Below are 12,561 nucleotides of genomic sequence, written 5' to 3'. Positions count from 1 at the left end.
GGACGTCCGCGGCGATCGCCGTCGTCGGGCACAGGTGTGACCGATGGTGGGAGATCGTGATGTGGACAGAAGGCAGCCAGCGCAACGTCCAACTGTATCAGAAAAAATCGTGCCGATGCCAACATCGGCCAGAGGCCGTCAGATGACCTCCGCGCTGGTGCGACCACCAGTGGCTGCCGGTGTCCGTCGCTGATGACAAGCGTGCAGGCACGCGGCGTGCGAGTCAAGAGGAACGCGCAGGTGGGTGCGTGGAAATTGTGTGCAGGACCCTCAGAAGTCGGCGAAGTTGCTGATCAACCACTGACCGCTCACGTGCCGCATGGACACCTGGTAGCGCTTGGTGCCGCTGCCCGTGGCCTGCTGACCCTGGGTCTGACTCAGGATGAGGTTGGTCACCAGCGTCGCCTGGTCGCCGGAGATGTCCCGGACGCCGACGGTGTCCACGCGGCAGTCGACGCCGCCCTCGGTCAGACCCGTCTGCCCGAGCGCATCCCGGACGGCCCCCGCGTACTGGGTGAAACGGTTCGCCGCCTCACCGGTGACGTTCTGCTTCGCGGTGCGCTCCCAGTCGTCGAGCTTCGCGTAGTTCACGCCGAACACCGTGCAGATGCGTGACTTGGCCTGCGCGGTGACCTGGCTGGTCACCGACGGGTCGACGAACGCCTCGTTGTCCGAGAGGGTGACGCCGGGCTCCGCGGCGGCGACGCCGGCCACCGCACCGACGATCGCGGCGATCACCGCGACGACACCGACGGTGCGCCACCCGGGGATGCGACGACGTGCACGCGTCGCGGCGGATGCGCCGTCCTGCGCCGGCCGGGGGGCGGGTCGCGTCGACTGCGGCTTGATGGTCGACACCTTGACCGCCGGACGGGACTTGCCGCGTGGCGCGGCCGGCGCCTTCGTCAGGTCGGTCTTCGCGGTGTCGGGGTCGGTCGACGGGGTGTCGGGGCCGGTGGGCGCGGGATTCGAGGCCTCGGCAGCGGCTGTGGCCGCCGGCTCCGCGGCCGGTGGTGTCGGCTGCTTCTTCGGCCGTTTGGTCGTCGACGGACGCGGCGGCGGGGTGGCCTCGGGCGTCTGCGTCGTCGGGGTCTCGGCGTCGGGTGTCCCCTGCGACGGCCTGTCGGGACCGGTGGGGCGGGTGGACGGGCGACCGGCGACGCGCGGGCGACGGTTGCCGCGGGGTCCGCGTGGGGTGGTCATCAGTTGCCTCCGGGTGCCGGTGCGGCCGAGCTCGGCGCGGCCGCGCTCGGGGCGGTCGAGGCCGCGGCGCCGCCGGACTGCGCGGGATCGGATGAGTCGATGGCGACGGAGTCGAGCGGCTGGATGAGGTTCGCCTTCCAGACGCCGCCGTCCTTGGTCACACCGACCTGGAAGCCCATGGTCTGCGACGAGCTGGCCTGGTTGGGTCGCGCCGAGGTCACGTTGAGGAAGACCAGCGTCTTGGCGGACTTCTCGTCGGTGTCGAGCTCGACCACGGCGCTGCGCTGCAGCTTGGCCGTCAGCGTCGCGGCGTTCGCCGGATCGCCGGCCTGCTTCTGCAGCTGCCCGAGACCCGTGCTGCCCAGGAGCTGGGACGCGGCGTTGCCGGTCACCGAGCCCTGCAGTCGCTTCTGGTAGGCGTCGCTGTCCTTCAGGTCGATGTTGAGGATGTTCAGCATGGCCTGCTCGGCACCGCCCAGGGCGTCGTCGCGGGCCGTCTGGACCGGCTCCTTGTTCATCGCGTCGTCGTACCAGCGGTAGCCGTAGATCCCGGCGAACACGATCGCTGCGATGAGACCGGCGACGACGATCACGCCCGCGACGGGCAGTGCGGCCGAGGAGAGGAGTCGACGCGCCGCGGACGGCTCGCCGGGCTCCGACGACGTCCCGGCAGGATCCGACGGCTCGGCCGGATCAGTCCCGGTCGCATCCGGCCGGGTCGCGTCCGACCGGGCCGCATCCGGCTGGGTCGCGGACTCCTGGGCAGCGGACTCCTGGGTCGGGGCGGCGGGGTCGTCGGGTGTCGTCACGGAGTCCTCCGGGGAGGGCTGATCCGTCGTCCGATCGTCCGGGGTCTCGGGCTCCCGCGCGGGATCCGTGGGGTCGGGAGTGTTCATCGCCTCGTCACTGTAGTCATGGACCCTGAGAGCTTCCCCACACCCCGGGGGGCCCGGGGCACCGACCACACGACGAGACCGCGCACCGACCCGAGGGGCCGGTGCGCGGTCGTCGAGGTCAGCGCGGGAAGACGCCCAGCAGGTAGGACAGCTGCGTGACCAGAGGGTTCAGGTCCAGCTTGTCCGGGTCCTTCTTCGGCTTGTTGTCCCACGGCTGCGGGATGTCGGGATCGGCGTAGATCGCGTTCTGCGCTCCACGCACACCGGTCGGGTTGCCCTGCGCGAGGGAGCACTTCGCGTCGGTGTTGAACGGGAAGTCGTCGTAGTTCACGTCGAAGTTCGGGTTCTTCCGCTTCTCCTCGGCGATGATCTGCTGCGTCTTCTCGTATCCGAGCGTGCACGACGGCGGGTTGTTGGTCTCCAGCGTCGCGCCGAAGTGGATGGTGCCGTCACCCGGGGCGGGCGTGTAGCTCGCCGACGACACCGCCGACAGCAGCGCCAACGCCGGCGACACACCCTGGAACGTCCCACTGACGTTGCGGACGTCCTTCGCGAGGTCACGCACCGCCGTGGTGATGTCGCCGCCACTGCGCTCGAGCAGCGCCGACAGCTGCGTGGCCGACGTCTGTCCGGTGGTCAGCAGTCGCCGGATGTCGGGGTCGCTCGACGCGAGCTGCGCCGTGATGACACCGAGGTTGCGCGACCAGTCCAGGATGGCGTCGGACTGCTCGGCCTGCGTGGTCAACACGGTGTCGGAGTTGCGGATCAGCGAGATCGTCTGCGGAAGGTTGTCGTTGCCCGACTTCGACAGGTTCGCCAACGAGTCGACGAGGACCCGCAGGTTCTCACCGTTGTTGTTGAAGGCCTTGCCGAGCTCGGTGACCACGGTCTGCAGATCGTTCAGCGGGACCGACGAGGTGAAGTCGACCGCGGAGGAGATGACGTCCTGGACCGGCACCGGGATGGAGGTGTTGGTGATGACCGACCCCTCCTTGAGGTAAGGCCCACCCACCGACGACGGACGCAGGTCGACGTACTGCTCACCGATCGCGGACCGGTTGGCCACCACGGCCTGCGCGGTCGCCGGGATCTTGGCGTCGCCCGAGTTCAAGGTCAGGACGACGCGCACCCCGTCGGGGCGCAGCTGCAGCGAGCCGACCCGCCCCACCGGGGTCCCGAGATACGTGACCTCGGCGTTGGTGAAGATGCCGCCGGAGTCCGGGAAGTCGGCGTTGACCTCGTAGGTCCCGATGCCGAACAGCTTGTCCAACCGGGCGTAGGTGGCGCCCACGTACGCGATGGCGATGATGGCGATCACCGCGAACACGATGAGCTGCCACTTCGCGAGCTTGGGGATCACTTGCCCGCCTCCTTCGCCGGCGCACCGAGCATCGCCGCGGGCGCGGTGAGCGCCGTCTGTCCCTGCTTGGGTGCCGGGAGCAGGCTGTACTGGCCACCCGACGGCGGTGTGTTCGGACCCGGCCGGGCGTTCAACAGCGGCAGCAGCGTGATGGTCGGGTACCCGAGCCGCGGCCCGTTGCCGTTGTAGTACGGGTTGCGCGGATCGACCTTCGGCTGCGGACCACTGCCGACCGGCACGTAGCGCGGCTGCGGCTGACCCACACCGAGCGCCTCGAGGCTGTTCAGCAGCCGCAGGTCGACCGAGAGGAACAGGTTGGTCGAGTCACCGCGGACACCGGGGAGCAGGTCGTCGGGGAACGGGTAGGTGAACAGCAGCGGTGCCGCGGTGATGAAGTCCGGCGCCGAGGCGGCCAACGCCGAGAGCGTCGGACGCAGGGCACGCAGGTCGGTGATGATCTCCTCGCGGGCACGCCCGAGGATGTCGACGCCGACCTGACCGAGCCCGTCCAACTTCTGCAGCAGGGTGACGAACTGGGGACGCTGGTCCTCGAGCACCTTCACACCGGCGGGCAGCTGGTTCAGGATGCGGTCGATCTGCTGCGTCTGCTGTGCGGTCCGGGCCGAGAGCGTGCCGAGACCGTCGATCGCCCGGGTGATGTCGTTCTTCTGCTCGTCGAGCGAGCGGATCAAGCGCTGGGTCTGGTTCAGCAGCGACTTGACCGTGCCCTCGCGACCGCCGAGCGCCTTGTTCAGCTCGTTGACGATCGGCGTGATCTGCGCGATCCCGCCGCCGTTCAGCAGCATCGACAGCGCGCCGAGGACCTGCTCGATGTCGGTGGCGGTCCGTGTGCGGTCGGTCCCGATCGGCGTGTTCTCCGCCTGGCGGGGAGCATTCGCGTTCTCCGGCGGGTCGACCAGGGAGATGAACTTCTCGCCGAGCAGGTTGGTCTGCGCGACGTTCGCCGTGGCCTTCTGCGACAGGTCGATCTTCTTCTTCACCTGGATCTCGACCTGCGCCGACCACTGGTCCGGCGCGATCTCGATCTTCTTGACCTTGCCGACGGTGACGCCGTCGACCTTGACGGCCGACTGCGGGACCAGGTCGAGGACGTCGGCGAACTGCACCTTGTACGTGCGCGGCTGATCACCGGTGTCGGCGCCACCGGGCAGCGGCACCGAGTAGATCCCGGCCGAGCACGCGGTCATCAGCATCGCGCCCGCCAGGGTCACGGCGCCGCCCGCGACGGCGCGGACGCCGGCCGGACCGAACGGTCGTCTCATCGAGAGCCCCTTCATGACGGACCGTTCGACAGTCGCGGCGACGGGGTGCCCGGGACGGTGCCCGGGACAGGTCCACGACGCTGCTGGTTGTCGGTGCTCATGATGCCGAACGGCAGGTTCAACGTCGGGGTCGTGATGCCCTTGTTGATCTGGTCGGTGATGTTCGAGCACTGGTTCAGGATCGGACGCAACGTCGAACTGAACTGCGTGAACGCCGGATCACCGGGCTTGAGCTGACCCAGGTCGAGCAACTTGCAGCCCGCGCCTGCGAGGTTCTGCAACTCGGGCAGGACCACGCGGAGGTCGAGCGTGCCCGACTCGGCGTTGTAGGCGTTGGCGAGGTTGCTCAGCGTGACCGGGAGAACCGTGAGGATCTCCTTCTGGAAGTTCGTGGTGTCGGCGAGCGTGCGGGTCGTCGGCAGGAGCTCACGCACCCGGTCGCCGAGGGCGATCCGGTTGTCCTGCACGAACGTCGCCACGTCACCGAGTGCCAGCGACAGCTTGTTCAGTGCCTGCCCGAGCTGCTGACGCTCCCCCGCCAGGAACTCCGAGAACGAGGCGAGCTGGGTGTTGAACTGCCGCACCTGGGTGTCGTTCTCGGCGAGTGCGCCCACGAACACGTCGAGGTTCTTGATGGTGTCGACGAGGTTGCCCCGTGAATCCGACAGCGTCTGCGTCGCCTGCGACAGCTTCTCGATGGTCTGTCCGAGCTTCTCGCCGTTGCCGCGGAGGTTGTCGGCACCGGTCGTGATGACCTGGCTCAGCGCACCGTTGCGGTTGGCGCCCTGGGGGCCGAGCGACTTCGACAGCTTCTCGACGCTCGAGTACAGGGCGTCGACCTCGACCGGCACCATCGTCTGCTGCAGGCTGAGCGTGATGTCCTTGCCCGCCTTGCGGTCGCCCTTGTGGAAGACCGGTGTGAGCTGGACGTAGCGGTCCGCGACGACCGACGGCGTGATCTGCACCGCGCGTACGTCGGCCGGCAGGTCGTACCCGCCGTCGACGCTGAACTTCACGCGCACCTTGTCGCCCTGCGGCGTCACCTCGTCGACCGAGCCGGCCTTGACGCCCATGATGCGGACGTCGGTGCCCTCGTAGATGCCCACGCTGCTCTTGAAGTACGCGGTGACCGTCGTCTTCGAGAGGGAGGTGAAGACCCACCACAGCACGCCCGCGGCGATGAGCGCCACGATGACCGTCACCACGAGGAACGCGATGTGCCGGGGGGTGAACCACCGGCCGGGTCCGGAGGTGTCCCGGAGATCGTGCCCGGCCGACCTGTCGGACATCATCCGGTCGCCTCCGTTCCACCGTTGTTGAGCAGCTTGTACTTGTTGGGCGGCCGTGTCGTGTTCTGCGCAGGGAGGCCCGGCGGCAGGATGTTCTTGATCACCGAGTCGAACCAGCGGCCGTTGCCGAGCACGTTGGCGTAGAGCCGGTAGAACGGCGCGAGGTAGGTGATCGAGTCACGCAGGTTCTTGTCCTGGCGCTGCAGGATGTCGGTGACACCCTTCAGCGACTCCAACGCCGGCCCGATCTGGCCCTCGTTGTCCCGGATGATCCCGGTCAACGTCACCGACAACGTCGTCGTCGACTGCAACAGCCGACTGATGTCGCGCTGACGATTGTTCAGCTCGTCGAGCAGATCACCCGCACCGGCGATGAGCCGGGTGAACTCGCGGTTGCGATCGGCCAGGATCTGCGACGTGCCCTTCGTCGCGTCGAGCAGACGACGCACCTCCTGATCACGCGAGGCGATCGTCTGCGACAACCGGCTCAACCCGTCCAGGGAGTTCCCGATCTCGTTCGGCGTCCCCGCGAACGCCGACGACAGCGTCCGGAAACTCGTGGCCAACTGGTCGGTGTTCACGTCGGTGATCTGCCGTGACGCGTCCTGGAACGCCTCGATCACGTCATACGGCGACGTGGTGGCGGTGATGACCTTCTTCGGGTCGGCGAGCTTGTCGCCGCGCGGGTCGATCTGCAGGTACTTCTGACCCAGGATCGTCTTGATCTGGATCGACGCCGTGGTCTGATCGCCGACCCAGGTGTCGTTGACCTGGAACGAGATCCGAACCCGGTCGCCGTGGATCTCGACCTTCTGGATCTTGCCGACCTTCACACCGGCCACACGGACCTCGGCGTTGGACTTGATGCCCGCACCCTCGGTGAAGTCGGCCGTGTAGACGGTGCCCGCACCGACCAACGGCAGGCTCCCGAGGAAGAACGCCGACAGCGTCACCATGATGAGCAGGAGCAGTCCGAGACCACCGACGGTGATCGGGCTGCGACGAGGGGCGTCGGGGCGACGGTTCTCGTTCTTGTTCTTGTTCTGTGCCATGTCTGCCTCCCCTCTCAGCTCGGCGGCTTGTCGTCGGTCCAGCATCGCGTGGCGACGTTGGTGTACAGGACGTGGTTGATGTCGGGCAGCGGGATGAGCGGCTGGCTCAGCAGCGTGCTCTTGCCGTTGCCGGCGACGATGTCGATGCCGCACAGATAGAACTGGAACCAGGAGCCGAAGGTGGCGGCCCGGCCGATCTTCTGCGCCTTGATCGGCAGCGTGGTCAGCGTCTTCTCCACCTCTGCGCGACGGTCGGTGATGACCTTCGACAGGTCGTTGATCGAGGCGATGCTGCCCTGCAGCGACGGCCGGACCGGGGTGAGGATCGAGCTGGTCACCGTGGTCAGGTTCGACACCGAGGTGATCGCCGAGCCCACCGAGTCGCGCTGTGCGGCCAGGCCGCTCACGAACTTCTCGGTGGTCGTCAGCAGGTCGGTCAGCTGGTCGTCGTTGCGGTTGACGGTGTCGAGCACCTTGGTCAGGTTGGTGATCAGCTCACCGATGACCTGGTCCTTGTCGGCGATGGTGTTCGTCAGGTCCGCGGTGTCGGCGACGAGGTCGCTGATGGTGCCGCCCTCGCCCTGGAAGATCTTGATGATCTCCTCCGACAGCTTGTTGACGTCGTCGGCCGAGAGTTCCTGGAACAGCGGCCGGAAGCCGTTGAACAGGTCGGTCAGGTTGACCGCCGGGTGGGTGTTGGCCTGCCCGATGACGCTGTCCTTGCCGATGGTCGCGGCCTGGTCGCCCGGGCCCTTCTCCAGGGCCAGGTAACGGATACCGGTGAGCGTGCGGAACCGGATGTAGGCCTGCACGCCCTCGGGGAGACGGCTGCGGTTGATGTTGAACTCGACCTTGGCCAGGTTGTGGTCGTGCACGGCCACCGACTGCACGCTGCCCACGCGGACGCCGGCGATGCGGACATCGTCACCCGGGTTGAGCAGGGAGGCGTCGGTGAAGATCGCCGTGAACTTGTTGTCGCCGGAGGTGCCCGAGTTCGCGATGACGAGGCCGAGGGCGCCGGTGGCGAGCACGGTCACGACCGCGAAGACCACCAGGCGGATCAGTGGCCCGAGGAAACCGTTCTTCACTTGACCGTCACCTGCGCTCCCTGGAGACCGGGGGCGACGATCTGCGCGATCCATCCGGGGACGTCAGCGGGATCGGTGCCGGCCTCGGCCGCCATGACCGCCTTGAGCGCCACCTTGTTCTGCGGATCGTCGTAGACGCTCGGCGTGATGGTGCCCGCGGGCTTCCCGGAGAAGTCCGGGATGGGCAGCTGGGCGACCTGCTGCGGACCGGGGTTGCGCGACGGGACCTGGTAGGAACCGTCGTTGAGCGATCCGCCGGGGTACTGCGGGAACGGGCGACCCTGCTCGTAGTGCTTGGGGTAGCAGCGGGGTCCGCGGGTCTCCAGCAGACGCGGCTCGTCCTGGTTCGGCAGGTAACGGCCCTTCGGGTTCGAGAACGTCAACGTCACGCGGACACCGGGGTTCTTGGTGCCCTTGCCGACGATGTTGTTCACCTCGGGGATCAGACCCGCGAAGTTCTTGAACGTGCAGCCGAAGGCCGGGGACTGTGTGGCCAATGCGGTCAGCAGCTCCTCGGACTGGATGGACAGGTCCAACAGGTCCCGGCGGTTGGTCGTCAGGAAGTCGGTGGTCTCCACCGTCGCCTTCTGGACCGTCGAGATGAACGACCGCAGGTCGCCCTGCTTCTCGACCAGGGTGTTGGAGGTCGTGCGCAACGTGTCGAGGGCGTCGACGACGTCGGGCAGGGCCTGGGAGTAGGTCTGCGAGAACGTAGCCAGACCGCGCAGGGTCCCCTGCAGCTCCGGCATGTTCGCGTTGACCTGGGTGAAGATGTTGTTCAGCTCCTCGAACGAGGTGCCGATCCGATCGCCGTTGCCCTGCAACGCCTTCGACAGCGACCCCAGGGTCACCGACAGATCCTGCGGGGGGATCGCGTCGAGGACGGGAAGGAGCTTGTCGAACAGGGTCTGCAGCTCGATGGCGTTGCCGCTCGAGTCCGTCCGGATGGTGTCGCCGTTGGACAACATCGAGCCGTCGGGGTTCTGCGGGAGCTGCAGGGAGACGTAGCGCTCGCCGAACAGCGTCTTGGGCAGGATCCGTGCCGTCGTGTTCGCGGGGATCATCTTCGCCTTGTCCGGCGAGAGACCGAGCGTGACGGTGACGCGGCCGTCGTCCGCGGCGGAGACGTTGCGCACCTGGCCGACGATGAGGCCGCGCACCTTCACGTCGGCGTTCGGCGGGAGGTTGTTGCCCGCCGAGTCGGTCGCGAGGTCGACGTCGGTGAAGCTGGTGAAGGTCTCGTTGAACTTCAGGATCGTGCCGCCGACGAACAGCGCGACGACCACGAAGAACACCAGACCCAGCAGCCGGATTCGTGTCTTGCCCATGTCAGCCCGCCACCCTGACCGAAGTGCTGGTGCCCCAGATCGCGAGGCCCAGGAAGAAGTCGAGCACAGCCAGCAGCACCAGGGCCGCACGGACGGCACGTCCGACGGCCACGCCGACGCCGGCGGGGCCGCCGCTGGCGTAGTAGCCGTAGTAGCAGTGCACGAGGATGATCACGAACGCGAAGATCAGCACCTTGCCGAACGACCACAACACGTCGACCGGTGGCAGGAACAGGTTGAAGTAGTGGTCGTAGGAACCCGGTGACTGGCCGTTGAACACCGTCGTCACCGTGCGCGTCGCCAGATAGGACGCCAACAGTCCGAGCACGTAGAGCGGGATGACCGCGATGAAGCCGGCGAGCACGCGCGTCGTCACCAGGAACGGGACCGACGGGACCGCCATGACCTCGAGCGCGTCGATCTCCTCGGAGATGCGCATGGCGCCGAGCTGCGCGGTGAAGCCGCAGCCGACCGTCGCCGACAGCGCGAGGCCGGCGACCAGCGGCGCCACCTCACGGGTGTTGACGTACGCCGAGAGGAAGCCGGTGAGGGCCTGCGAACCGAGCTGGTCGAGCGCGGCGTAGCCCTGCAGGCCGACGACGACACCGGTGAAGCCGGTGAGCAGCACCATGACGCCGATCGTGCCGCCGATGACGGCGAGGCCGCCCGCACCGAAGGCGACCTCGGCGAGCAGTCGGAGGAGTTCCTTGGGGTAGTGCGTGATGGTGCGGGGAGCCCATCCCACGGCGCGGCCGTAGAACGACATCTGCTCGCCGGCGCCGTCGAGCACCTTCAGCGGGGCGTTGACGCCCTGGCGGATGCGGTAGTTGAGCAGGTCTGCCCTGCTCTTGGCGATGGTCATCGTCGATTCCCTCTACGAGCCCCGAGGAGGGACGATCTGCAGGTACACGGCGGTCAGGATCAGGTTCGCGAAGAACAGGAGCAGGAAGGTGATGACGACGCTCTGGTTGACCGCCTCGCCGACACCCTTCGGACCCGACGAGGGGTTGAGTCCCTTGTATGCGGCGACCACGCCGGCGAGCAGACCGAAGATGGCGGCCTTGAGCTCGGCGATGTAGAGGTCGGGCAGCTGCGCCAGTGTCGAGAACGACGCGAGGTAGGCACCCGGGGTACCGCCCTGCACGATCACGTTGAAGAAGTAGCCGCCGGCGATGCCGACGACGCAGACGAGGCCGTTGAGCAGGACCGCGACGAGCACCATGCCGAGCACACGCGGGACGACGAGCCGCTGCACCGGGTTGATGCCCAGCACGCGCATCGCGTCGATCTCCTCGCGGATGGTGCGCGAGCCGAGGTCGGCGGCGACCGCCGAGCCGGCGGCACCGGCCACCAGCAGCGTGGTGATGACGGGCGCGGCCTGCTGCACCACGACCAGGACGCTGGTGGCGCCGGTGAACGACTCGGCGCCGAGCTGCCGGATCAGCGAACTGGTCTGCAGCGAGACGACGGCGCCGAACGGGATGGCGATCAGCGCGGTCGGGAGGATGGTGACGCTGGCGATGAACCAGGCCTGTTGGACGAATTCACGCAGCTGGAACGGGCGGACGAAGATGTTCCGGATGACGTCGGCGAACAGCTGGACGATGTTGCCCGTCTGTGTCAGCGCGGCACTACCGGCCTGGCTCACCCGTTCGACGCCACGCGTGGTGGCTCCGCTCATCTAGATGCCCTCGATCGTCGTGCGGTATGGGAAAGGTGATGCGGTCACGCGTTGTTGCCGGCCCGGTAGGCCGGGAACTGCTCGGTGTTCGCGTCGGATCCGGCGTACGCCTCGTCCGAGCGACCACCGTTGTCGCCGTCGCGGCCACGGTCGCCTCCGTCGCGGCCACGGTTGTCGCCGTTGCCGTTCTCGTCGGCGACCTTCTGACGCTCCTCGCGGATGTCGTCCTCGGCCTGCTGTGATTCGCGGATCGCCTTCTGGGCGCTCTCGGGCAGCTCGTGCATCATCTCTTCGACGCGCTCGCGGTGACGGGCGGCCGCCTTGCGTTCGGGCATACCGGGATTCGGCTGCACCTGCGGGATGATCTCGGAGAAGTCGTCCTTGGTGCCGCCGCCACCGATACCGGCGTCGGCGAGTTCCTTCTCCTGGGCGGCGGTCGCGTCGTCCTTCTCCTCGGACATGCCGATCGGACCGAAGCGGTCACCGGAGAGGAACTGCTTGACCGCGGGTTCCTCGGAGGTCAACAGCACCTCACGCGGACCGAACATGACGAGTTCCTTGCGGAACAGCATGCCGATGTTGTCCGGGATGGTCCGGGCGATGTTGATGTTGTGCGTGACGATGAGGATCGTCGCGTCGATCTCGGCGTTGATGTCGATCAGCAGCTGCGAGATGTAGGCGGTGCGGACGGGGTCCAGACCCGAGTCGGGCTCGTCGCACAGGATGATCTGCGGGTCGAGCACCAGGGCGCGGGCCAGGCCGGCGCGCTTGCGCATACCGCCGGAGATCTCGCCGGGGAGCTTGTCCCCCGCGTCGGCCAGACCGACCAGGTCCAGCTTCTCCATGACGATGTCGCGGATGTCGCTCTCGGACTTCTTGGTGTGCTCGCGCAGCGGGAAGGCGGTGTTGTCGAACAGGCTCATCGAGCCGAACAGCGCGCCGTCCTGGAACAGGACACCGAACAGCTTGCGGATCTCGTAGAGCTCCTTCGAGGAGCACTTGGTGATGTCCGTGCCGTCGACGATGACCGACCCCTGCTCGGGGTGGAGGAGACCGATGAGGGCCTTGAGGAACACCGACTTGCCGGTACCCGAGGGCCCCAGCAGCGCGCTGACCTCGCCCTCGGGGAGGGTCAGGGTGACGTCGCGCCAGATGTTCTGAGAACCGAAGGACTTCGTGAGCCCCTCGACACTGACCTCGACACCCACTATCGGACTCCCTCTTCTGTTCCCGCCCCGCTTGTGGTTCGAGTCACTGTAACCCACGGTTCGTGATCCTCGAACATCAACGCCCCATTTCATGCAGACTGCCGGGAATAGGCCGCTGAGCTGGGCAGATGTCCTGCTCGGGTCGTGAGACGACAACGAGGCCACCCCATGAA

At 67.4% G+C, this 12,561-nt stretch carries 11 protein-coding genes; all 11 read right to left on the bottom strand.

Annotated elements, in window-relative coordinates; all coding sequences use genetic code 11:
• Positions 1-270: 270 nt before the first annotated feature.
• The 11 genes from LX14_RS11610 to LX14_RS11560 all read right to left on the bottom strand — a co-directional run bounded on the left by LX14_RS11610 (position 271) and on the right by LX14_RS11560 (position 12,388).
• A complete protein-coding gene (locus LX14_RS11610; protein WP_253647345.1) occupies positions 271-1,203 on the bottom strand; it encodes a hypothetical protein in 933 nt (310 codons plus the stop codon).
• Positions 1,203-2,099, bottom strand: coding sequence for a hypothetical protein (locus LX14_RS11605; protein WP_253647344.1), 897 nt, complete (start codon positions 2,097-2,099; stop codon positions 1,203-1,205). Before LX14_RS11605 ends, LX14_RS11610 begins: the two co-directional genes overlap by 1 nt.
• A gap of 118 nt (positions 2,100-2,217) precedes the next feature.
• Positions 2,218-3,459 (bottom strand): MCE family protein, encoded by a 1,242-nt coding sequence (locus tag LX14_RS11600; RefSeq protein WP_253647343.1) that lies wholly within the window; start codon positions 3,457-3,459, stop codon positions 2,218-2,220.
• Positions 3,456-4,742 (bottom strand): MCE family protein, encoded by a 1,287-nt coding sequence (locus LX14_RS11595; protein WP_253647342.1) that lies wholly within the window; start codon positions 4,740-4,742, stop codon positions 3,456-3,458. Before LX14_RS11595 ends, LX14_RS11600 begins: the two co-directional genes overlap by 4 nt.
• A gap of 11 nt (positions 4,743-4,753) precedes the next feature.
• Positions 4,754-6,034, bottom strand: a complete 1,281-nt coding sequence (locus tag LX14_RS11590; RefSeq protein ID WP_253647341.1) for an MCE family protein — start codon at positions 6,032-6,034, stop codon at positions 4,754-4,756.
• Positions 6,031-7,083 (bottom strand): MCE family protein, encoded by a 1,053-nt coding sequence (locus tag LX14_RS11585; protein ID WP_253647340.1) that lies wholly within the window; start codon positions 7,081-7,083, stop codon positions 6,031-6,033. Before LX14_RS11585 ends, LX14_RS11590 begins: the two co-directional genes overlap by 4 nt.
• Before the next feature lie 14 nt (positions 7,084-7,097).
• Positions 7,098-8,171, bottom strand: coding sequence for an MCE family protein (locus LX14_RS11580; RefSeq protein WP_253647339.1), 1,074 nt, complete (start codon positions 8,169-8,171; stop codon positions 7,098-7,100).
• The gene (locus LX14_RS11575; protein WP_253647338.1) at positions 8,168-9,499 is read right to left on the bottom strand and encodes an MCE family protein; all 1,332 of its coding nucleotides are present in this window, start codon (positions 9,497-9,499) and stop codon (positions 8,168-8,170) included. Before LX14_RS11575 ends, LX14_RS11580 begins: the two co-directional genes overlap by 4 nt.
• Before the next feature lies 1 nt (position 9,500).
• Entirely contained in the window at positions 9,501-10,361 is an 861-nt protein-coding gene (locus LX14_RS11570; protein ID WP_253647337.1) for an MlaE family ABC transporter permease, read from the bottom strand.
• A 12-nt stretch (positions 10,362-10,373) separates the two neighbouring features.
• Positions 10,374-11,180, bottom strand: coding sequence for an MlaE family ABC transporter permease (locus LX14_RS11565; protein WP_253647336.1), 807 nt, complete (start codon positions 11,178-11,180; stop codon positions 10,374-10,376).
• Between the two features lie 44 nt (positions 11,181-11,224).
• A complete protein-coding gene (locus LX14_RS11560) occupies positions 11,225-12,388 on the bottom strand; it encodes an ABC transporter ATP-binding protein (protein ID WP_253647335.1) in 1,164 nt (387 codons plus the stop codon).
• Positions 12,389-12,561: the final 173 nt, after the last annotated feature.

Origin of the sequence: Williamsia deligens (assembly GCF_024171765.1) — a bacterium.
Classification (GTDB): domain Bacteria; phylum Actinomycetota; class Actinomycetes; order Mycobacteriales; family Mycobacteriaceae; genus Williamsia_A; species Williamsia_A deligens.
This window is presented reverse-complemented; position numbering and strand designations above follow the sequence as displayed.

Coding starts and splice junctions, on each gene's coding strand:
- LX14_RS11585 (WP_253647340.1), bottom strand. CDS start 7,083: ATGGCACAGAACAAGAACAAGAACGAGAACCGTCGCCCCGACGCCCCT.
- LX14_RS11570 (WP_253647337.1), bottom strand. CDS start 10,361: ATGACCATCGCCAAGAGCAGGGCAGACCTGCTCAACTACCGCATCCGC.
- LX14_RS11590 (WP_253647341.1), bottom strand. CDS start 6,034: ATGATGTCCGACAGGTCGGCCGGGCACGATCTCCGGGACACCTCCGGA.
- LX14_RS11565 (WP_253647336.1), bottom strand. CDS start 11,180: ATGAGCGGAGCCACCACGCGTGGCGTCGAACGGGTGAGCCAGGCCGGT.
- LX14_RS11605 (WP_253647344.1), bottom strand. CDS start 2,099: ATGAACACTCCCGACCCCACGGATCCCGCGCGGGAGCCCGAGACCCCG.
- LX14_RS11595 (WP_253647342.1), bottom strand. CDS start 4,742: ATGAGACGACCGTTCGGTCCGGCCGGCGTCCGCGCCGTCGCGGGCGGC.
- LX14_RS11575 (WP_253647338.1), bottom strand. CDS start 9,499: ATGGGCAAGACACGAATCCGGCTGCTGGGTCTGGTGTTCTTCGTGGTC.
- LX14_RS11610 (WP_253647345.1), bottom strand. CDS start 1,203: ATGACCACCCCACGCGGACCCCGCGGCAACCGTCGCCCGCGCGTCGCC.